This is a genomic window from Bacteroidota bacterium, assembly GCA_016722375.1.
Taxonomy (GTDB): Bacteria; Bacteroidota; Bacteroidia; order Chitinophagales; family LD1; genus Bog-950.
Genome location: JADKJG010000003.1, coordinates 261,482 through 283,473 on the forward strand (window position 1 = coordinate 261,482; position 21,992 = coordinate 283,473).

Here is a 21,992-nt window from a genome sequence, read left to right on the forward strand (position 1 = left end):
TTTTTCGACGCACGCTATTTATTTTCTTTGGAATCTTTGTGCTCACTAAGGGCTTAACTGCTCAGGTACGTACCCGCACGCTGACTGAAGTTCGCGGAAACGTGATAGATAATGCTACTAAAGAGCCTCTGTCCTTTGTCAATATCAGGATAAAAGGTAGTGCAAAAAGTACTTTAACGGACGATAACGGAGAATTCTATATTAGTTCTAGTGAAACATTTGATTCCATCATATTTTCGTATCTAGGCTACCGGAGCATTACCTTACCTATAAAGCCAAAACTACAACAGCGACTTCACGTCAAAATGAGCAGTGAAGACCTGAAACTGGCAGAGATTACCGTAAAGGCGAGGAAAAGATATAAGCGTGTAATAGACACTGCAGCGATGTTCGTCTTTCACCGGGTGCTAGAAAATAAAGAACTCAACAATAGTAAAAACGTATCCAGCTATAGTTACGATTCCTATGATAAACTACAGTTGTCATTGCTCAATCCCAAACCCGGGCTGATTAATTTTTCTATTCTCAAGCCGTTCAGGTTTGTATTTGACAACAAAGACACGACCGAGGGAGGAAATGTTTTCGTCCCGATTATTCTGAATGAGAAATTAAGCAAGGTATATTATCAGAAGTCGCCACCCAAAACAAAACAATATGTCATTGCGCAGGAAACAGGAGGTATAGATAATTCCTCCTTGATGAAATTGGTGAGCTACTACTCCATGGGAATCAATGTCTATGATAATTTGTATGTCATTTCCACCGTGTCGTTTGTTTCTCCATTTTCTTCCGGAGCCAGTTTGATCTATCGTTATTATCTGACCGACACCGCAGAGATAGAAGGGCGGGTTTCATACAAACTTTATTTTACCGGGAAAGTTCGGGAAGACCAGGCTTTGAAAGGATATGCTTGGGTAGATTCTGCCACTTGGGCGATTCAGGCAATTGATTTTCGACCTAATGAAAAATCGAACATCAACTTCATCAATGACTATACCATCCGACAGGATTATAAATTAATTGATGATAAATATTGGATGCTGAAGAGAGAAGAAATGATTACGGCTCTCGCCTTGCTAAAGGGCAAGAATAGAACTTCCATGCTCGCCACCATAACTCAAAACAGGAAAAATATCGAGGTGAATGGATTATTTCCTGATTCTGTTTTTGCAGGACCAGAAACAGTCATCGTCGCATCAGATTCCTGGCGGAAGACTCGGGACTATTGGGATTCTCTTCGATTTGAGCCTTTAACAAACTCGGAAAAACAAGTACATCATATTACCGATACCGCCAAGTCCATTCCGGCGTATAAGGCAATTGACTGGAGCACCAGACTACTGACCGCCGGATATGCAGGAGCAGGCCCCGTCAACATTGGGCGGTTGGTCAATTTTGTCAGCCGGAATAGCATTGAGGGTTGGCGACTCCGCTTTGGCTTTGAAACCAACATTAGGTTCAAAAAAGATGGGAATCCGGTTCGGGCTTTCCTTAGAAGATTTTATTTCAGCTCCTATGTGGCTTATGGATTTAAAGACAAGGAAGTGAAATATGAAGCCCTGACGCGAATTAATCTGGCTAGGAAGAATGACAATTGGAATTCGTTAGAACTGAAATACCGCTATGACATTCGTGTTCCGGGAATGGATGAAAGCCAAACCGTATTGACCTTTGACAACATCTTCACGCTGCTCAGTGGCCGCCGGCTCAGCAAGGTGATGAAGGTGCGCGAAGCAAGTATCACTTATGATAGAGAGTGGTTTCGTGGGTTTTCTACCATCTCGACCTTGAGTGAAAAAACATTTTACGAAGTTCCGGAAGTATTTCCATTTACGCATCAGACACCAGAAGGACTTCAGCGATTTTCTAATTTTCATGTCACTGAATTTCAAACTGATTTCAGGTATTCAAACATGGATCAGTATTATGCGCGTGTTTTCTACCGCTATTTTCAAATCACCCGCTTTCCGGTGTTTGTAGTGAGATATGCTGCCGGAATTGTGCACATGCCCGACAAGCGATATACTTATCACAACGTGCATCTCACCATCAGCCAGCGCCTTTCTTCACCGGTCGGACATACCATTTATCTTTTTCGGGCAGGAAAGATTTTTGGAAAGGCTCCCTTCACAAGCACTTACCTGACTCAAGGAAATTTAGGTCTTTTATTAGATCGCTTCAACTATAACTTGTTGGGCGAATTTGAATTTGTGAGTGACCAATATGCTTCGCTTTGGGTAGAACATCACTTTGATGGTTTCTTTTTTAATAAGATTCCGGGCTTCAACAAGTTAAGGCTTCGCGAGGTTATTTTTGTGAAATCCTTGATTGGAAGTTTTAACCGGAATAATTCAGATGTGCTGACCGTTCCAAGTGAATTGAGAGCTCCGGGCCCTAAGCCATATCTAGAGGGAGGCTTCGGAATCGAAAATATATTATACATCTTCCGTGTGGACTTTATCTGGCGATTAACTTATCGCAACCAAATAGGCGCACCGAACTGGGGAGTTAAGATAGCGATGAGATTGCAGTTGTAAATTTGTCAGCGGCTTTGTTCTGTTAGCTAAATTTTATTTTTGTTCAATAAATGATTCTATGATTGCCATTTATGGAAAGACATTCCAACCGTCCAACGCTGGTTTCGCACAGAACATGTTTGATTGCCTTGATAGAAAGGGGATGAAGTATATTGTAGAAAGAAAATTTCTGCAACTGCTTAAAAACGAGATTAACCTAAAAGTTAAATGTGAGGATTTTGAAAAGCCGGATGATATTAAGTCTGCAACGGATATGGTCTTCAGCATTGGTGGTGATGGCACGATTTTAGACACCGTAGTTTGGATTAAAGAGTCTGAAATTCCTGTTTTAGGAATCAACTTTGGCCGCATGGGCTTCCTTGCCAGCATAGGCAAAGATCATATCGATGCCGCGATAGATGCAGTAGAGAAGGGAACATTTTGGATTGATAAGCGAAGTATGTTAGAGTTGCAATGCAGCAAGCCGCTGTTTGCCAATAACTTTGCACTAAATGATATGGCCATTCAACGACGCGACCATTCGAGTATGATTACCGTAACGGTACGTATGAACGGTGAACTGCTTAATACCTATTGGGCAGACGGATTGATTGTCGCCACCCCCACCGGTTCCACCGGATACTCTCTAAGTTGCGGCGGACCAATATTATATCCGGGTTCCGGCAATTTCGTTATTACTCCGGTTGCCCCACACAACCTCAATGTCCGACCAATCGTAGTGATTGATAATTCCATCCTAACCTTTGAAGTGGCGGGTCGGGGAGACAGTTTTCTATGTACACTCGACTCTCGTTTCCGTTCCATAGATTCCTCCTATCAATTGACGGTTCAAAAGGCGAAATTCAATGCGCACATTGTTCGCCTTGGCGGTCAAAGTTTCCTTTCCACCCTAAAGGAAAAACTGAATTGGGGCACAGATCGAGAAACTAATAAATAGATAAGGCTCCTGATTCATAGCTAAAGCCAATTTTTCATAAGCCTATGGTCACCATAGGCTGAAGCGTGGTGTTATAACTCCGCCATTCATGGCGGAGTAGTGTGTGCGAAAGGTGGCTGGCTTTAGCCACAGATTATCATGTTTCGAATATTTATTGGCATAGTCTACACCCAGCGGGTGAATTTTGCAGAGAGGGAAATCGAACGCCTAAATTCAAACCAGAATAATAGCGGGAGTCTTACGACCCGTGCTACTTCCAGCTTTCGGTGCTTTCGGCGGCTTTCTTTTTCGGCTCTTTGGGTTTGCGGCCTTTGCCAACCGCAAAATCGCGGGTAATGTTGAAGCCGAATTGCACCCCGAAATTTTTGAAGGAAGAGGGGAATTAATTGCCAGTTGTTTCGGTAATAAAGTTCTTTTCAATCATGCCTCTAGAATTGGTGAAATGAAGTTGAAAAACGTGTCCTCCGGTTTCGAGGTCCAACCCAATGGAGAGGCAGTTTTGTACCTTTTCGTTGTTATAGGGCGAAACAATTTGTCTGGGTGGCACATAAAAATATTCCATCATAAACCGCGTACGCCTAGTTATTTTGACCGAGGTTGCAAAGTCAAGTGCAAACACATCGTTGCGGTCTTTCGTAGTTGTCACCAGGTTTCGTGGACAAGAGTGGGCATTATCTCAACCGAAATCCACTGCCCGAACTTGCGTGAAAACATGAGTTGAAAGGTATAGTAAAGCCGAGAGGAGAAAAAATTATGCCGCGCCGGGTCAGCCCAATCAGCGCTTTTGATAGCGATGCTTGAAAAAGCAGAAATGGTGATGGGAATATGCCATTTGCCGGTTTGTTGGCGGATAATCCGCCATTTCATGTAGCCATCCCAGGTTTTTTCAAAAGAACTTCTACCCATTCCAATAGAAAGATTGTTGATGATGCCATATTCCACGCCTATGCGGATGGTGGCATTGTCCAACCCGATGAATTCCTTAAACCCACCGTTCAACCTTCCGAACCGGTGAGAGATAATAAAGTTGATGGTTTTCTTGGCCGGTTGCTCGGTGCTTTGTCCGTTGATGATTTTGTTTCCTTTAAAAACCCCGAGTGCATATTCGTGGGGTTTTTCTGTTTGTTTTTCCAGTTCTTTGAATATATCAGCCTGCGCAAAAAGCAGATTCGGTATCAAACAGGAGAGGAGGAGTAGTTTTTTCATGCCATTTAATTATTCGGCGCACCGGCATCCACCCATTTTTTAACTTTTGACAATTCGCAGGTAGTCAAAGGCCCAGAGGTGGCATGTCCTTGCGCACAATAACCGGTTGTCTAAAGAGCCATTGTTAACAGAAAGTTTTACTGCCGCATATCCGCATAATCACTAGAGCTGTTCCACCGAGCATGACATCCGGCGGTGGCGCACCGGCATCCAGAATGGGTTGAATGCTACCGGCGAAGGTGATATTAACGGTGTCGCAGTTCTTGTTGGCATAATACTCGGCATAGAGTTTATCTTCATTATCATAATAACAGGAAGAGAGAAAAAACAGAGGAATGAGGAAAATCAATCCTACCCAAAGCGGGACTTGAAAATTTTTGAGAATCACAAGCTAATTTTTTAGATAAAATCAATTATTTGCGGCACCTGCATCCACCCAATGTTGGAGTTTGCCAATGGTGCAATCACTTAGTTTTTGCGTTCCATAAGGCATAGCAACCACACCTACATCGTGCTTGATAGAACTCATAAACTTACCATTATTGATATAAGGCATCATATTGTTATAGCCATTCAAGTTTACTCCTCCTTGCTCAGCACCGGTGGTGTGGCAGCCCAGACAATAGGTTTGAATCATGGGATTGACGACCGCAGCAAACGTGACATTGGTACTGTCGCATGTACATACATGAGAACATGTAGTATTCTTAGAACCCTGTTGTATCCATACTTTAATCAATGCTTTTTGTTGAGCTGTTAAGTCAGGATTGGGAGAGGGGGGCATGGAGTTATCATTAATGGTCTTCCAAAAGCTGCTATTCAGGAAACGAGTTTCTACACTGGTGGTGCTAATTAGGGTTTGATAGCTGGTAGTTACAATTCCTTCCTCGTGTGTATTGGCATCGTGACAACCGCTTTTGGCACAATTAGTTTGCAGAATAGGCAGCACATCTTCTGAAAAAGAAATGACTCCTGCTGCGCAGGTGTCGCATTTAAAATATCAATAGGGGATGTGTGCTGTCGTAAGGTGGCAGAACCAACGGAATATCGTATATCAGGTCATGCTTGCAGGAAGACATCATCGAAAGCATTCCTCCGGTAAATAATAAAGTGACGATTAGAAAAACAGATTTGGGCTTCATAAATTTGTGCTTTGGGTGCAGAAAGAGGTTCATCTATTACAGTCTAACGGCTGATAGGGATATATATTATGCTGTAAAGTTTGCCATTCAAGTGCCTGTGTGGTGGTTCTGAAACACTTTAGACCTGTTTGGTTTCCGTTATTGTCCAAACAAACCACACACTTGTCTTTAGCACAGCCCTGAATAATAAAGGTTGTCAGTATGATTATTACTCTGATTCTGATTCCGTACTTCATTACTATACCAATTAGGTTGCCTAACCCCAATCGGTTACTACAAAGATATGCTTTCCCCACCGGAACTTACACAACACTGACACATATCATTTGTTAATTGTCCTTCAGCCGGTTTTATCATTCCCCCTTTACAGTTTCCCATTCATTATTATTTTTGAAGTATCCCTTCCTTGACAGGCTGCCGGTTTCTCCGTAAACAATACCAATTGATTATACATTTCATCGAATTGCTTAAGCATTTGATCGTAATGCTTAAGCATTTCTTCGGATTGCTACGGCATTTTGTCGTAGTGCTATAGCATTGCCTCGAAATGCTACAGCGTTTTGCCGTAATGCTATAGCATTTCCTTGAATTGCTATAGCATTTTGTTGTAGTGCTTTAGCATTTTACTGTATTGCTACAGCATTTTGTCCTTATGCTGAATCAATTCTGCCTCATTAAATAGCATGCCTGAAAAATAATTATCTTCTAAGGTCTTACAATGCAATGAATTACATTGATGTTATTATTTACTGCGTAACCTTTCATGCCTCTATCTCCTGTTGCCTACCAGATTGTCCAGACTTGGCGAATCATAACATGGTGCGGCATCTTGTTCTCGATGAAACCAAGGTTGCTGACGAATTGCCTATTGTCATTCCCGCATTTTTCTAATTTCGTCCCTCGATGAAATACAAGCGTATATTGCTAAAACTGAGTGGTGAATCTTTGATGGGCAACAAGCAGTTTGGCATTGACACAGATCGTGTGATGCAATACGCCGAAGAAATCAAAGCGGCAATGGAAGCCAAAATAGAGGTGGCAGTAGTGATAGGCGGAGGAAATATTTTCAGAGGGATTCAGGCAACTGCCAATGGGATTGACCGCGTTCAGGGAGATTATATGGGAATGTTGGCAACCGTCATCAACAGTATGGCTTTGCAAAGCGGACTGGAGAAAATAGGTGTTTATACCCGCTTGCTCAGCGCCATCGAAATGAAGGAAATAGCCGAGCCTTATATCAAGCGTAGAGCGGTAAGGCATTTGGAAAAAGGACGGGTAGTGATTTTTGGAGCCGGCACCGGTAATCCATATTTCACTACAGATACCGCTGCGGCACTTCGAGCTACAGAGATTGAAGCAAATGTGATATTGAAAGGAACCCGCGTAGATGGTATTTATGATTCGGACCCGGAGAAAAACCCTAAAGCAAAGAGGTACGATAAAATTACCTTTGGCGAGGTGCTGAATAAGAAGTTAAATGTGATGGATATGACGGCCTTCACGCTTTCTAAGGAAAACCATATTCCTATCGTCGTATTTGACATGAACAAGGAAGGAAATCTGAAGAAGATTCTGAATGGAGAAGAAATAGGAACTGTAGTAACTGATTAAAAATTCAACCTTTAATATTTAATTATGACCGAAGAAGATGTAAAAAGACTTTTGATTGACACCCGCTCGCAAATGCAGAAGGCGCTGGAACATTTTGAGTTTGAGCTTTCAAAAATTCGTGCAGGAAGAGCCAGTGCTGCCATGTTAGATGGAATTGAAGTGTCGGCGTATGGAACCATGACCCCCTGTTTCAGTTGGGCAACGTTTCTACTCCAGACGCTCGGACATTGAGCATTCAACCTTGGGATGCGTCCCTTCTTCCTGAAATTGAGAAAGCAATTCTGAAAGCCAACATTGGAATTACGCCACAAAATGACGGGAAGATTATTCGCCTGAACATTCCAGCGATGACCGAAGAGCGGAGAAAAGATTTGGTGAAGCAGGCGAAACATCAAGCCGAAAATTGCAGAGTGTCTATGAGAACGATCAGGAAAGACTCGAATGAAAAGGCCAAAAAGTTTCAAAAAGATGGTTTGCCGGAAGATTCTTTCAAACAGTGTGAAGCAGATATTCAAAGCATCACGAATGAGTCCTCTGTAAAGGTGGACAAGCATCTGGATGTGAAGGAAAAGGAAATCATGACCGTCTAAATATTTATTCCAGGTAAGCACAAGGACGCAAAGAGTATTTTTTGCGTCCTTGTGCTTTTAGCAAATCAAACTTGAATCATGAAGAAGAAAATTGTAGTACTCGGTGCAGGAATGGTGGGTCGCACCATGGCCGCCGACTTGAGCACAGATTTTGATGTAACCTCCGCTGATCTGTCTGATGCCAATCTGGCATTGATGCAAAAGATGGCAAAGGTCAATACTGCCAAAGTTGATTTTAGTGATGCCAAGCAAATTGCTACTGCTGTTAAGGATGCGGATTTAGTGGTAGGTGCAGTTCCCGGCTTCATGGGTTTCAACATGCTGCAAACGGTGTTGGAGGCGAATAAAAATATCGTGGATATTTCATTTTTCCCGGAAGACCCGTTTCGTTTGGATGAACTGGCAAAGAAAAATGGAGTGACAGCCGTCGTTGATTGTGGCGTGGCTCCCGGAATGGATAATATCATATTGGGTTATCATTATAAAAGAATGAAGGTGTCCCGCTTTCTCTGTATGGTGGGAGGGCTGCCGGTGGTGAGAAACTTGCCTTGGGAATACAAAGCACCTTTTTCTCCGATTGATGTGATTGAAGAATATACCAGACCGGCGCGATTGGTAGAGAATGGAAAGGTGGTCACCAAGCCTGCCCTTTCTGAACCTGAACTGATTGATTTTGAACAGATAGGAACTCTGGAAGCCTTTAATACCGATGGCCTGCGAACCTTAATACGTTTCGACATACCCGATATGGCGGAAAGAACTTTGCGCTATCCCGGTCATATCGCTTTGATGAAGACCTTGCGTGATGCGGGATTCTTCTCTGAGGAAGAAGTCACATTGAAGTCCGGCAAGGTGCGTCCGATAGATTTGACGAGCAAGATTCTTTTCCCTCAGTGGAAATATGAAGAAGGAGAGGAGGACTTTACGGTGATGCGTGTCGAGGTAGAAGGAGAAGAAAATGGCATTCCGAAAAAGTATGTTTATGATTTATTGGACCGCTACGATGTTGCTTCAAAAACTTCGAGCATGTCGCGCACCACCGGTTACACAGCTACTGCGGCAGTTCATTTGTTGATGAACAAAACCTATCAGAAGAAAGGAATCATTTCGCCGGAGATGTTGGGAGAGGAGGAGGCTTGTTTTCGCTTTATGTTTAATCATTTGGAGGCGAGAAATGTGGTCTATCGCATCAAAGAATTAGCGGCACAGTAAAAGTCATTCTCCTACTTGGAAGTAGGGAGCAATCTTTTGGTAGATGCTGTCATTCATTCCCTTTACACTTTTTAATTCCTCAATTGATTGGAGGTTCACCTTTTTATCTCTATACTTTTCAATGGCCTCTGCTAGATAGTATCTGATATAGGGATGTGCTTTTAATTTTTGAAGGCTCACCAGATTGATATTCATTTTGCTAACCGGTGTGCCGACCACCAATTTGTCTTTGATTGCCTGATACGTACTGTCCGGCAAGCCCCATATTTCACTGACTTGTTCAACAGAAACATAGCCGCCTAATGCTTTTCGGTAGTTGACCATTCGCCGAGCGTAGGATGGGCCTATTCCTCTCAGCTTTTCAAATTCTGCAGAGTCGGCTGTGTTAATATCAATGGTCCATCTACTTTTCGATTGTTCAGTAGCTTCCGGTCTTTCATATTCTCTCTTTTGAAATTCTCTGGAAGCAATTTTGATATAAGGTGCAAGCCGTTCATATCCATCTTCGCCGATAATATACACCCGCTTTAAATCTTCGGGTTTATAGAATTTAGCACCATGAGCTTTATACTTTTCAATAGACTCCGCTTGTTTTTCACTAAAACCAAGTTTCATCCATTCCTCTACTTCGATTTTATTCGGGTCAAATTCAAAATACTCTATTCGCTTTGCTGCTTTCTGTGAGTAGCCTTTTCTTTCCGAAGAATCTTGTCGGTAGAAAAAAGTGGAAGCACTTTTCCTTTCACTATACTCTTTGATAAAGGCGGCTATTTCTTCCTTATATATTGAACTGTCGGCGTGTTGAACCGGCCGGAAGTAAAAATACATTTTAGGGAAAATGAGTGTGAAGACAACGAGAGATAATAAAACGATCACCGCGTTTCTTTCTCCTTTTGAGAACGTAAAATATTTTCCAAGAAGCTGTAACAAACTTGAAATTGATTTTGACTTACAATATTTATGCTAATCTATGTTTTTACCAAGAACCACCAGCGCCGCCGCCGCCAAAACCGCCGCCGCCAAAGCCTCCAAATCCACCGCCTCCTCCTCCACCACCGAAGCCGCCTCCACCAAAACCACCTCCACCTAAGAATGGTCCGCCGCCCCAACCTCTGCGCCCATAGGAAGTGCCGCCATTATTATTTTTGGAAATGAAGAAGATGACAATAATAATGATCACGAATATCAGGATGATTGCCCATAAAGGAAGTTGTTTTGCATCGCCATCGGTGTCGGTGTTTACAAAAACGCCGGACATGCGGGCTATCATTTCATCTGTGGCAGCATTTAGGCCATTGTAATAATTGCCCTCTCCGAAAGATGGCTTAATAACCCTTTCGATGATTCGTTTACAAATGGCATCGGGTAAATATTCTTCTACTCCTCGTCCGGTGGCTATGAAAAGCTGCCGGTCGCTTTTTGAAACCAGAATCAAAACCCCATTATCAAACTTGGCTCCTCCTATGCCCCATTTTTCTCCTAATTCAGTGGCATACTGCGCTTTGTCCATCCCGTCCAGCGTATTAATAATGACAATGCTGATTTGCGTAGAAGTGGAATCATCGTAGGCGACTAACTTGCTTTCCAATGCTTGACTTTCGGAGGCGGAGAGCATCCCGGCAAAGTCATTGACTAAACGTGGAGGATTTGGCTTGGCGGGATAATCAGGTAATGAAAAAACAAGCAGGTGGCTACTGATAATAAAGAATAGAATGAGCAATCTTTTCCGCCGAAAGGAAGGCGCTACTAATCGCCAGCCGTCAACGGTCAACCGAAAACTATCCTTCGCTAATCTCATTGGACAGTTCGTTTTTATCGTGCTCCTGAATTGGAAAATACTGCTTTAGATGAGAACCGGTTTCCTTAATGGCGAAAACAATACCCTCTAAAAATTCTCCCTTTACAAAATGTCCTTTCATTACCTCCTTGGTTCCGTCCCAAAAGTTGGCGGGGACCACCTGGTTGATTCCCTGGTCGCCGATGATAGCGAACTTACGGTCTTCAAACGCCAGATAAATCAACACCCCGTTGGCGGCAGCCGTTTTATCCATGCCGAGTTTATAAAAAACTTCTGTAGCGCGGTCCAATACATTCTCCGACTTGCATTTAGGCTCTATATGAATACGGATTTCCCCAGAGGTCATCTCCTCGGCTTCCCCAATTGTTTTTACCATGAGCCTTTTTTGCTCAACAGAAAAAATTTCTTTAGAGAATAACATGGATACGGTACCTAGAGTGTGTAAGAAATTATTTCTTCTCTCCTCCGGCAGTTCCAAAGTCAACGGTTGGTGCTTTGTCTGAACCTTCTGCTGACTTAAAATATGCGCGCTCGCCAAAGTTGAACATCTTCGCTATGAATAGCTGTGGGAATTTGGCGATGTAAGCATTATAGTCCCGCACGACTTCATTAAAACGGTCACGCTCTGTCTTGATTCGATTTTCAGTTCCCTCTAATTGAGCCTGCAACTCTTGAAAATTTTGTGTGGCTTTCAAATCAGGATAGCGTTCTACGGTAACCAATAATCTTGACAGCGCACCGCTCAGTTGGCTTTGTGCTTGCTCGAACTTAGCCATATTTTCAGGAGTCAAATCGTTCGCACTAAGTTGAATAGAACTTGCTTTGGCGCGAGCCTCTATCACTCCGGTTATGGTAGATTTCTCAAAGTCAGCGGCACCTTTAACAGTGTTTACGAGATTGGGAATCAGGTCGGCACGGCGCTGATAGGCAGATTCTACATTGCCCCAGGCACCGTTTACTGCTTCGCGCTTTTCCACCATACTGTTATATCCGCAACTGGTCAGGGTGGAAGCGATGATGAGTCCGAAAAAAAGTCTTACTATGTTTTTCATGTGTTTTAAGGGTTTTGATTTAAAAGTAAAGTTAAAAAGTTTTGTATGTTGGATACTTTGACGTTTCAAATAGCTCATTATTTTAAAACTTGCTGAATTGAATTATCCACCCTGCTCGACCAAGCAGACCTCAAAATTCTTATCATTGTGCCTTATTTAGGATGGAAGCTAAAACCGCTTTAATGTACACACTGGAAGAGCTACAGGAGTTCTATAGTAAATTTTATACCGAAAGCCGCTTTGATTATACGCCGGATGGTCTCTATGCACCGGTGCGCCATATTATGAGCATTCAGGGTAAACGGATTCGTCCGATGTTGCTGCTGATGGCCTGCGATATGTTTGGAGGTAATGTAAAGGACGCACTTAATGCAGCCTTTGCCGTGGAGGTTTTTCACAACTTTACACTGGTTCATGACGACGTGATGGACAATGCGGATATCCGCCGGGGAGTTTCCACGGTTCATAAACAATTTGGGTTGAACTCAGCTATCCTCGCAGGAGATGTCATGCTTTCCTATTCGTATAAGTACCTCATGCGAATTTCTGCGCTGAAGATGGGAAATGCACTGGAGGTTTTTACGCAGACAGCGATTGAGATTTTTGAGGGGCAACAGATGGATCTGGATTTTGAAGATCGGACCAACGTGAATGTGGATGAGTACCTCAAAATGATAGAGTACAAAACTTCGGTCTTGCTGGCTGCTGCGCTTCAGATAGGCGCAATAGCTGCCAATGCCAGTGAAGAAGACCAGAAGAAATTATATGAGTTTGGTTTGAATCTGGGTTTGAGTTTTCAGATAAAGGATGATTGGCTCGACACCTTTGGTGATGGAGATAAGGTGGGAAAGAAAATCGGTGGCGACATCATACAGAACAAAAAAACATTCCTGCTTATCACCGCCCTAAATGATGCCAACGAAAAGCAACGTGCGGAATTAATGAACTTGTTTAAAGACAAGAACGAAAGCACCAAACTGCCGGGTGTGATGAAGATTCTTGAAGAGCTGGATATAGCCGGAAAAACCGAAAAGAAAATTGAAGAGTTTCATCAAAAGTCCTTGGACTCACTGGCGGCAGTCAATTTGCCCGAAGAAAGGAAAACCAATCTGCGCGTGTTAGCAGAGAGTATCTACAATCGTGATTTCTAATTGGTGAAACGGGACGGCTAAGAAACCCCTACTACCTTCTTCTCACTTTACTTGTCCCATGCTGCTCGTCTCATTTCCATATTTCTTCAAATACCTTCCCAGTGCCCAAATAGGAAACACATTTCGATAGGAAGTGTAGGAGATCATACAATTGTGGTTGAACACCCCACTGATGCTTTCCTGTTCCCAGTCGCCGGTTGGCTGTTGGCGCGATAATAAAAATTGAATACCCTTTTCGATAACTGTTTTATCAGGATAATCTGCTGCCATTAAAGAAAGCAGTGCCCAAGCTGTATTGACCACTTGCGATTGTTCATGGGGGATGTATTCTTTCTGTACACAACTTTCAAAATTTTCACCCCAACCGCCGTCGGTGTTTTGTTTGGACAATAAAAACGCACAGGCTTTATCCATAGCTGTTTTCACTTTTGATTTGTCGGAAGCATATTGCACATGCTGCAAAGCATCTATGGCAAACCATATACCGTAAGTGAAACACACCGCCCAGGAGCCATACCAAGAGCCATCTGCTCGTTGTTGTCCGAGAATGAAATCCATACCTCGACGAATGGAAGCTTCAAACTCCTGCTTTTTGTGATTGGGGAAATAATGCAGAAACTTCACCATGCCCTGAATACATGCCGAGCTACATTCGGTGTAAGAATAGTCTGCCATGATATTTCCGAAAACTTCAGAAGGATTCAGCAATTCAATCCATTGCGGCGCGCGCGTCAATTCATAGGAAGCCCAGCCACCGTCTGCATTTTGAAAAGTAGGCAAAAGCTCGGCGGCTTGAATCAATCGTTCATCCGAAATTTGTTTTTCTTTCAAAATCAGGCCGGTGGCATTCACCATCAGGGAAGATTTCAAACCTTCGGCGGTGCAATCGGTAATCGGCCATCCGTGGTCAGCAGTGGAAAAAGCCCAGCCACCTACTGAATCATGACGAAAGAAATATTTGTGGTCGCGCACCTCTTCACGCACTTGGCTGATGTCAATATAGTGGTAAACATTCTTCACCGCATCGGGAAAATATTTTTCCATACCTCCTTCTAAAATCGCTTGTGTCGCAAAAGTGGTGTCCCACAACTGCGAGCCGTTATAGCCATTCATTTTCATCCCATCTTCCGCTACCCACAAATAATCATTCCACCGTTCTACATGCTTTTTAAAATTCGGGGAATCCTTCCCTTCTGCATGCCAGATACATAAGGAGTTGATGACTTTGTTCACCGGTCCTATATCTATGAAATTGGTGTGGTCATCTTCGGCGCGGATATAAGAAAGCGTAAAATCCAAAGCTTTTTTACGAATGGATTTCAAATGAAATCCTTCGTAAACATTCAGCAGTTTATACATGGTCTTCAAAGTACCCGACATAGGGAAATACAAATCGGTTTCGGAGCAACGGTTTCTGGCTTCTTTCCAGTTGATGTCCTCATATTCTTGCGTATAAAGTTCTTTGCGCAATGCTTCCACCAAGGGGGTAATCGCACCGGTTACCTGATGACCGGAACAATAGGTCATGGGCAGATAAACCATGCGAGCATGACACCAGTAATTGCCGGGATGAATCGGCAGCGAGCGCGGCAGCAACCACATTTCAGGGAACAATGAGTTACAGCCCTTCCATTCATAAGCCCCCAAAACACTCAAATAAAATTTTCCCCATGAAGGGATACCGGTAGCTCCACCGTGTGACTGAAGCCATTGGCGCGCCGAAGCCACGCGAGGGTGGCTTGCCCCCAAACCAAGAATTCGCAGCGACACATATTGCAACACGGTACCGAACATGGTACTTTTGCCTTCCAGATGCAGCCCCCAACCTCCATCATCGTTCTGATGATTCAACAGGTAGCATTTCATCATTTCCTGATGCTCCTTTGGAAAGGGAACACCGGTTACATAGGAAGTAATAATCAATCCCGGCAACAGAAACATAGGACCACCATAGTCGCCGGGCCAATGTCCTTCATCGGCTTGCAGCGATTCATAAAAGTTCACCCCTTTATATAAGGAGCGAAAAACCTCTTTGGGCAATTCGCCAGTCAGAGATTCGTTCACCGGAATTTGGCTGTTGTCTATTGCCCGATAGGAGGCTGCCGCCTTTTTATTTCGATAAACACGATCACCGCTGTTGGGGTTTTCTTTTTTGTTGTAGGTAAAAGCCTCCCGTAACTGTCGTAGCGATTCATCATCGGTCTTGCCTTCATAAAACCACCGCTGCCGACCCCGCTCGGTTTTCAGATTCCAGAGATTCCAAATATCTTGTTTCGTCATAATTATAGAAGCAAATAAAGTTGAAAATTGTTGATTGATGTCGGAGGAGTCATGAGTTGGTTGGAGCAAAAAGCGCAAATTTTGAGAAGTAGCGCATACGGTACATTATTTCGCGTGTATTTCCTTACTAAATCCTGTGCCTTTTGTTGAAAATAAATTGGATTCATGGTAATCTGCGAAAAACAGACTCTCGGATTATGCTACCATTGCGTTCCTTAGATAGATTCCATATCAACTTATAAAAACGAATGTCTGCCTTGATGATTTGTATATTTTTTAATCGAAATTCCTTTTTTATTTCGAACAAGAGAGGCATTATTATGTTTTAATGGAAACATTCTCTGTTTCAACTAGATGGGCAAAATAAATATCAAACCTTCTTACGACATTGTAGTAATCGGCGCCGGCATGGGCGGACTGACAGCGGCCGCTATGCTCAGCAAAGCCGGATACTCGGTTGTGGTGGTGGATGCCGCCAATCAGGCGGGGGGCTACTTAGCAGGGTTTCACCGGAACCGGTTCCGGTTTGATACCGCCGTTCATTGGTTGAACCAGTGCAATCCTGGTGGTGTCATTCATACCGTTTTTGAAACCATTGGCAGCGACTATCCTCGGGCAGCTACTCAAAACCGAATCAAACGCTACCTCGGCGACCATCATAATTACTTATTGACTAATAGTCCGGATGAATTAAAGCAACAACTTCAGAAAGAATTCCCTCACGAAAAAAAGGGTATCGAACGATTTTTTAAAGATGCCAAAGCTTTGGGGGAGCGGATGAATACATGGGGTAACAATGTCCGCGCTTCAGAAACATTTCGCTTTGCTGAAAAGCTGCAATACGCTGCCAAAACATTTCGGTTCATCCTTCCTTTTATCAAACACATTCGGTTTACGGGCGAAGAAGGTTTGAAGCGGGGCCTAAGACGCTATTTCAAAGACGAAAAAATTCTGAAGATTTTCAGCACAGAGCCTGATTTGCTTTCATGCTTGGTTCCTATAGGATGGGCTTATTTCAAGGATTATCAAAACCCTCCAAAGGGCGGTGGACAGGCTTTTCCCGAATGGCTGGAACACGTGGTGAAGTTCTATAAGAACGATACTTTCTATCATAGCAAGGTGACGAAAATTTTGTTGGACGGCACCACAGCTACCGGAGTTGAAATAGATCACCGGGGAACGAAGTATGAGGTGAAAAGCCGTTATGTGCTGGCTGCCTGCGATGTAGAAACGCTCTATGAAAAGATGTTGCCCGAAAACGTCGTCCCCAAAAAGCTTAAAGATAATTTGCACCATGCAGTGATGTATAGTTCCTCCTTTACCATATCGGTTGCCTTAGATTGTAATCCGGCGGACTTGGGCTTTGGCGAAGAAGCGATACACATTTCTAAACAAAATATCAGCTTTAAGGAACAGACCGCCGCCAATCCTGAAACAACAGAACTCATCATTCTTGCGCCTTCCTTCAGAGATGAAAGCCTAGCTCCCACCGGACAGGGAACGCTCACCATCTTTATGCCTGCCGAAATGGAGCAGTATGATTTTTGGAAAACGCAGCGCGACGAAAACGGAGCGTATATAAGGGGGGAAGAATATCATCAGAACAAAACGGCCATTGCCGAGGTATTGATAAAGCGCGTAGAAGAAAAAATCGCTCCGGGTTTGCGCTCGCACATCCTGTTTTATGAGGTGGCCACGCCGGTTACTCACCACCGCTACACCGGTAACCGGAACGGCACCATGATGGGAGCAAGGCCGGGAAAAGAAAACATGAAAGCCGGAGTGGCTCATTACCGCACACCGATAAAAAATTTGTTGCTCAGCGGTCACTGGGCGGAACTGGGAGGAGGCATTCCCATTGCGGTGAAGGCAGGGTTTAATGCCGCCTTATTGGTTTTTAAAGATGAGCAGCCGGAGATTTTTGATGCCTATGTTCAATATATCAATCACAAAATATCGGCAGTCCAAATTCGGGAGTCTCCGCATTTAAAACCATATACCAATAGCTGGGTGCAAGACCTTACGCCCGCACAACTTTTAGCGGCGCGGAGGAATAATGATAATACTACCTCAAAACACAAAGAGCACGTATCTGATAAATAGTCAAAGCAGAAAGGAGTGGAGCACGTAAAAGCAAAAGCACGAATTTTGCGAAGCGGCACACATCTTCAGCGAATCAGTGCTTATCTTCTCGTAATCAGCACACATCTTGACAAGAAGTGTGCTGATTACGAGAAGAAGTGTGCAGCTTTAGACAAGAAGTGTGCTGATTACGAGAAGAAGTGTGCAGCTTCGCACTAGATGTGTGCTGATTAGCACAGAATCAGCACTGATTCGCACGCAATGTGTGCTGATTCGCTGAAGATGCGTGCAAATGAGAAAAAGATGGGTTTTTTCGGTCAATTTGGCGGATATAGCTTTGACAAATTTGAAGATTTGTCAAAGCTGGCTTATTAGTTGTTTTCTACAATCGCGATTTCTTGATCCGTCAGGTCGTAGAGGGAGTACACCATCCGGTCTATTTCTTTATCGGTTTTTTCTATCTCGTCCTTTAACGCCAGTGCCTTTTGTTTTTGCTCGCTGAGATAAGTCAACCACTCTGCTTCCTCGGACAAACTCATCTTTACCTTTGCTTTTTGTAACTCCTTCAAGAACTCTTTAAAGTCTAACAAGTACCACTCTTGCAGCTTTCTAGAAACGGCTTTGCCCGGCAAGGGAGTGTTGCTAGATGCCTTGGGCAAGGGAGTATTATTAGATGTCTTCGACAAGGGAGTATACTCCCTTGTTGACAAAGGAGCGTCCGTAGTTGTATTTGACAAGGGAGCATTCGTTGTTGTATTTGACAAGGGAGCATGCTCCCTTGTTGTTGCTCCCGCGCCTTTATAGAAATCAAATTTGCTTTGTAGTAGGGTGAGGAATTGGGATTGTATATTCCCGAAAGAAGATGAGGCATCCATCGCGCTATCTACTTGACAGACCAATTCATATTTATACTTCGCATCTATGTTAATTAAAACTGGAAATTGCTCAATGTTCTCCATCAAGATTGTTGGAAACAGCTTCCTCTTAAACTTTGGTGAAGTGACTAAAACATAATAAGAAAAAAGCTTGCTGTTTATAAGTGCTAGGAAATATTTCAATGAGAACTCGTTATTTTCTTGCTTAAGAATCCCGTTGAAAATAGACTGGTTATTAAAGTATTCTTCTTCCGCGTATGTCGCATTTACACAATACCTGCCTTCTGTGGTTATTTCTCTTACCAATAGTCGTGGTCCTTTGAAAAATTCAATGGGTCTTTGAAATGCAAGCCAAGGACCATAACTAAGCCATTTTATTTCATTCCACACAAGGCAATATCTTAAAACATCTTTTCCTAAAATCTCTTTACCGAAAGTTTCATTCGCTTTATAATCCTTTGTCCATGGCCTTGTAGTCATTATTTTTTCAACTTCATCCGACGTAAATTTATTTGCGAGATGTTGTCTAGAGTATACTCCCAATCCCTTTTTCCAAATCATTAACTTGGATAGCTGGATACCCTTAGAATTTATTTTTTCAACCACTTTACTGTTAAACTCAACGGATAAGTCGATATTATTATCTCCTTGAAGTAAACTTTCCTGTTCAACACTACTTAATACTTCATTAGTGAAAACCTTTTTGAGAAATATTTTACTGTTTTTAATTTTTGGCTTTTCTATTATAAACATTACCGACTCTACAGAAGCCGCAAATGTGTCTAAAGGAGCTTTTATAACCTGCGTAATGCTGTAATTAGTAAGAATATATTTTCTTAACTCCGATGCCTGTTTAAGGTTTAAAAAAACATCTGGAGTGATAAATCCAAGTTTTGAATTATGCGCTAATAATCTCAATCCTCGTTCGATAAAAAATCGAAACAAATCGTATTTTTTCCCTTGTGTAGTTTCATAGTTATTTCTAAAATAGTCTGATTCCACAAGACTAATTGTCACAACATAAGGCGGATTCCCCACCACCACATCAAAGCCTCCTTTATATTCTATACGAAAGGCGTGGTCGTGGTCGCAGCACATCTCTTTGACAAGGGAGCATGCTCCCTTGTCCATGGGCGGCAGTTGGTGCTTCTCGCGATTGTATTCTATATACTCGATGGTATTGGCCAATTGCTCGTTCGTGGTAACAGGTTTGCAGCCAAACTTTTGTGTCCATAGAGAAACGTGGGGTTCTTTATCCGGTTCTGACAAGGCAGCATGCTGCCTTGTTGCTATGGTGTCGGTATCGGAACCCCCGATGTCTTTTGCTGACAAGGGAGTGGGCTCCCTTGTTATATCGGTACTCGCGCTATCTTCTTCTGACAAGGCAGTACGCTGCCTTGTTGTCGTATCGTTCTCGGAATTCGCGCTATCCTTTCGCGACAAGGGAGCTTGCTCCCTTGTTGTTGTTTCTGGTGCAGTGGTTTTTCCGGTAGCCCGGTTATATTCTTTGGCGCTTACCGATTTTATTTTCTGCATGATGCGCGGCACTTCTTCTTCCTCGCACACCAGCAGCAGGTGCATGTGGTCACCACATATATTATAGGCCAATACATTCAGCCGGTCTTCTTTCACGATACGCGCTACCACTTCCGTTATCAGCGCTTCGTCTTTTTCTTCGAGCCATATCGGTTGGGCTTCCGGGCGCATTCCGTTATCACGTTTTTCACGCACCTTATGTTTTATCATGCGCTCGGAGGTGCGGCTGTCATGTGTGGCGGTGGTGATATGAAAGGCCTGCTTTTGCTTTTTCTACAAACACTCGGCAAATTCCTTCTCCCACTTAAATGCCTTATCGCCAGCCACCGCCGGGTCGTCAATCAAACTGTTGCCACATTTAATGTTGTGGTTCAGCGCACTCAGCTTTCTTCCTTTTTTGGCGGTGCGCAGCCAGAGTGACAGTTTTGCTATTTCAATACTCTCTTCATTCAAGTCCACCCCATAGAGATTGTTTTCGAGAATGTGGTTCTCTACATCGGTCAGGGTGATGCTATCTTCAAATAATTTTGCACGCAGTTCATCCACCTTCCGGTGTTCGGCAATCAAAAACTCCAATGCCTGATTCAGAAAAGCACCGCTGCCACATGCCGGGTCGAGAATAGTAAGTTGTAAAAGCCACTGACGATAGCTTTCTAATTTATCATTCAGTGCCCGTTTGTCTTTTTTCTTTTTGCCGCCGCTATAGTCTTCGTCCTTTATTTCGAGGGCGGCTTTCTTTTCATCACACAATTTGCCTACGGTGTTTTCTACAATGTATTTGGTGATGTATTTGGGCGTGTAGAACACACCGTCTTTTTTTCTCCGGGTTTTGTCTTTCTCCAGTTGCTTGCCTTCGGCTTCAGCAGCCACCGCGTCCACATCATTCAGACTGTGTTCAAAAATATGTCCGAGGATATTGACATCCACTTCGGTTTCAAAATCATATTGGCTCAGCGCGAAGGTGCTGTCATAAAGAAGTGTATCATCTATCGTAATGTTATCGAGCACTTCGTCCGGCGCAAACAGTCCGCCGTTGTAGGCGAAGATGTCGTGCTGTTTGCCTTTGTGTCCGGTGTTCAGGTAGCCGAAATACTTTTTGTATCGCTCATAAAGTGGCACCACTTCATCCAGTTCCTTGAGTTGTTCCCATTGTTTTAGAATTTCGCGAATGCTATTGGGTGGCAGCAGTTGTTTGTCTTCGGCAAAGAGTATGAACAGGAACCGGTCGAGCAGTTTTTGAGTTTTCTTATAGACTACCAACTTATCAAAACCGGGATTAAGCGTATGAATGTTATGATAAAGCTGGCGCTTGAAATTGCTGTAATCGTTATAAAGTTTTTTGGTGATGCCCTGCTCTTGATTGACGGAGGCTGACTTGATTGTCGCCGGGAGATTGGCCAGCAGATTATCTTTATGCAGACAGAGATAGAGCACAGCAAAATCATCAGCAGAAAGATGGAACAGGTCAAACTCCAGATGCTCTACGCTGTCTTCTATATAGAAGCGCAGTTTTTCAAAGTTTGATGTGATGACATACGCACATCCTTTCTGATTATTCTTATAGCCGAAGGCCTGAGTTTCTACATGGTCGAGATCCACGGTGTCAGTGCCTTTCAGTTCAACTACGGCATGGACGGCTTCTCCTTTCATCACGGCTCCGTCGGCTTTCTTGCTATCTGTCGCGTTCTTCTTTTCTAATACAAAATTATATTCCGGCTGCGGCTTCAGCGTGTAGCCCAGCACGTTCACAAACAAATCGCGCACAAATCCCTCCTGATATTCTTCCTCTTTTGCATCGCATATATTCTGCTGTATAGCTGCGCTGCCAAAGTGGGCGCTAAACTTCGCAAATGCCTCTGCTACCAGATGCTTATCCTGTTCGTTCAGATGTTTTCGTAAAACTGATTTCTGGAAGAGAGCCATGTGGCGGTAAATTTAATCCGTGTTGTGAAACTGAGCTTTGACAAATTCCAAATTTGTCAA

The 21,992-nt window shown here is 43.3% G+C and carries 19 protein-coding genes and 1 pseudogene; 8 read left to right on the top strand and 12 right to left on the bottom strand.

Going from position 1 to position 21,992, the window contains the following annotated elements; translation table 11 throughout:
• Nucleotides 1-38 precede the first annotated feature (38 nt).
• Together IPP77_04880 and IPP77_04885 are read left to right on the top strand one after the other, a co-directional pair.
• A complete protein-coding gene (locus IPP77_04880) occupies nt 39-2,537 on the top strand; it encodes a carboxypeptidase-like regulatory domain-containing protein (GenBank protein ID MBL0309019.1) in 2,499 nt (832 codons plus the stop codon).
• Between the two features lie 58 nt (nt 2,538-2,595).
• Nucleotides 2,596-3,474 (top strand): NAD kinase, encoded by an 879-nt coding sequence (locus tag IPP77_04885; GenBank protein MBL0309020.1) that lies wholly within the window; start codon nt 2,596-2,598, stop codon nt 3,472-3,474.
• A 382-nt stretch (nt 3,475-3,856) separates the two neighbouring features.
• On the opposite strand, the gene IPP77_04890 is transcribed toward IPP77_04885, so the two are convergent.
• From IPP77_04890 to IPP77_04910, 5 genes are all read right to left on the bottom strand, one after another.
• Complete coding sequence (locus IPP77_04890) at nt 3,857-4,120, bottom strand: hypothetical protein (GenBank protein MBL0309021.1); 264 nt, start codon at nt 4,118-4,120, stop codon at nt 3,857-3,859.
• Nucleotides 4,117-4,680 carry a hypothetical protein gene (locus IPP77_04895; protein ID MBL0309022.1) on the bottom strand — a complete coding sequence of 188 codons (564 nt, stop codon included), beginning with the start codon at nt 4,678-4,680 and terminating at the stop codon, nt 4,117-4,119. The genes IPP77_04890 and IPP77_04895 overlap by 4 nt, the downstream gene beginning before the upstream one ends.
• 124 nt (nt 4,681-4,804) lie before the next feature.
• Entirely contained in the window at nt 4,805-5,068 is a 264-nt protein-coding gene (locus IPP77_04900; GenBank protein MBL0309023.1) for a hypothetical protein, read from the bottom strand.
• Between the two features lie 21 nt (nt 5,069-5,089).
• A complete protein-coding gene (locus IPP77_04905; GenBank protein MBL0309024.1) occupies nt 5,090-5,629 on the bottom strand; it encodes a hypothetical protein in 540 nt (179 codons plus the stop codon).
• A 43-nt stretch (nt 5,630-5,672) separates the two neighbouring features.
• The gene (locus tag IPP77_04910) at nt 5,673-5,822 is read right to left on the bottom strand and encodes a hypothetical protein (protein MBL0309025.1); all 150 of its coding nucleotides are present in this window, start codon (nt 5,820-5,822) and stop codon (nt 5,673-5,675) included.
• 903 nt (nt 5,823-6,725) lie between these two features.
• On the opposite strand from IPP77_04910, the gene IPP77_04915 reads away from it, so the two are divergent.
• The 3 genes and pseudogenes from IPP77_04915 to IPP77_04925 all read left to right on the top strand — a co-directional run bounded on the left by IPP77_04915 (nt 6,726) and on the right by IPP77_04925 (nt 9,235).
• A complete protein-coding gene (locus IPP77_04915) occupies nt 6,726-7,433 on the top strand; it encodes a UMP kinase (GenBank protein MBL0309026.1) in 708 nt (235 codons plus the stop codon).
• 24 nt (nt 7,434-7,457) lie between these two features.
• A pseudogene (frr, locus tag IPP77_04920) lies at nt 7,458-8,023 on the top strand (ribosome recycling factor).
• A gap of 78 nt (nt 8,024-8,101) precedes the next feature.
• On the top strand, nt 8,102-9,235 hold the full coding sequence (locus IPP77_04925; GenBank protein ID MBL0309027.1) for a saccharopine dehydrogenase NADP-binding domain-containing protein: 1,134 nt from the start codon (nt 8,102-8,104) through the stop codon (nt 9,233-9,235).
• Nucleotides 9,236-9,238: 3 nt separating this feature from the next.
• Here IPP77_04925 and IPP77_04930 read toward each other — a convergent pair whose 3' ends face one another.
• The 4 genes from IPP77_04930 to IPP77_04945 form a co-directional block, all read right to left on the bottom strand.
• Nucleotides 9,239-10,063 carry a helix-hairpin-helix domain-containing protein gene (locus IPP77_04930; protein MBL0309028.1) on the bottom strand — a complete coding sequence of 275 codons (825 nt, stop codon included), beginning with the start codon at nt 10,061-10,063 and terminating at the stop codon, nt 9,239-9,241.
• Between the two features lie 148 nt (nt 10,064-10,211).
• Nucleotides 10,212-11,033 carry a TPM domain-containing protein gene (locus IPP77_04935; protein MBL0309029.1) on the bottom strand — a complete coding sequence of 274 codons (822 nt, stop codon included), beginning with the start codon at nt 11,031-11,033 and terminating at the stop codon, nt 10,212-10,214.
• Complete coding sequence (locus tag IPP77_04940; GenBank protein ID MBL0309030.1) at nt 11,014-11,454, bottom strand: TPM domain-containing protein; 441 nt, start codon at nt 11,452-11,454, stop codon at nt 11,014-11,016. Before IPP77_04940 ends, IPP77_04935 begins: the two co-directional genes overlap by 20 nt.
• 28 nt (nt 11,455-11,482) lie before the next feature.
• Nucleotides 11,483-12,085: a LemA family protein gene (locus tag IPP77_04945; protein MBL0309031.1), complete on the bottom strand. Its 603-nt coding sequence runs from the start codon at nt 12,083-12,085 to the stop codon at nt 11,483-11,485.
• Nucleotides 12,086-12,267: 182 nt separating this feature from the next.
• Here IPP77_04945 and IPP77_04950 point away from each other — a divergent pair, with 182 nt between their 5' ends.
• Entirely contained in the window at nt 12,268-13,236 is a 969-nt protein-coding gene (locus IPP77_04950; GenBank protein ID MBL0309032.1) for a polyprenyl synthetase family protein, read from the top strand.
• Between the two features lie 42 nt (nt 13,237-13,278).
• Here the strand turns inward: IPP77_04950 and IPP77_04955 are convergent, their stop codons facing one another.
• Nucleotides 13,279-15,516: a terpene cyclase/mutase family protein gene (locus IPP77_04955; protein ID MBL0309033.1), complete on the bottom strand. Its 2,238-nt coding sequence runs from the start codon at nt 15,514-15,516 to the stop codon at nt 13,279-13,281.
• 354 nt (nt 15,517-15,870) lie between these two features.
• Here IPP77_04955 and IPP77_04960 point away from each other — a divergent pair, with 354 nt between their 5' ends.
• Together IPP77_04960 and IPP77_04965 are read left to right on the top strand one after the other, a co-directional pair.
• A complete protein-coding gene (locus IPP77_04960; GenBank protein MBL0309034.1) occupies nt 15,871-17,619 on the top strand; it encodes an NAD(P)/FAD-dependent oxidoreductase in 1,749 nt (582 codons plus the stop codon).
• A 15-nt stretch (nt 17,620-17,634) separates the two neighbouring features.
• On the top strand, nt 17,635-17,817 hold the full coding sequence (locus IPP77_04965) for a hypothetical protein (protein MBL0309035.1): 183 nt from the start codon (nt 17,635-17,637) through the stop codon (nt 17,815-17,817).
• Nucleotides 17,818-17,969: 152 nt separating this feature from the next.
• Here IPP77_04965 and IPP77_04970 read toward each other — a convergent pair whose 3' ends face one another.
• Nucleotides 17,970-20,219: a transposase gene (locus tag IPP77_04970; GenBank protein ID MBL0309036.1), complete on the bottom strand. Its 2,250-nt coding sequence runs from the start codon at nt 20,217-20,219 to the stop codon at nt 17,970-17,972.
• 63 nt (nt 20,220-20,282) lie between these two features.
• Complete coding sequence (locus tag IPP77_04975) at nt 20,283-21,932, bottom strand: N-6 DNA methylase (protein MBL0309037.1); 1,650 nt, start codon at nt 21,930-21,932, stop codon at nt 20,283-20,285.
• Nucleotides 21,933-21,992 lie beyond the last annotated feature (60 nt).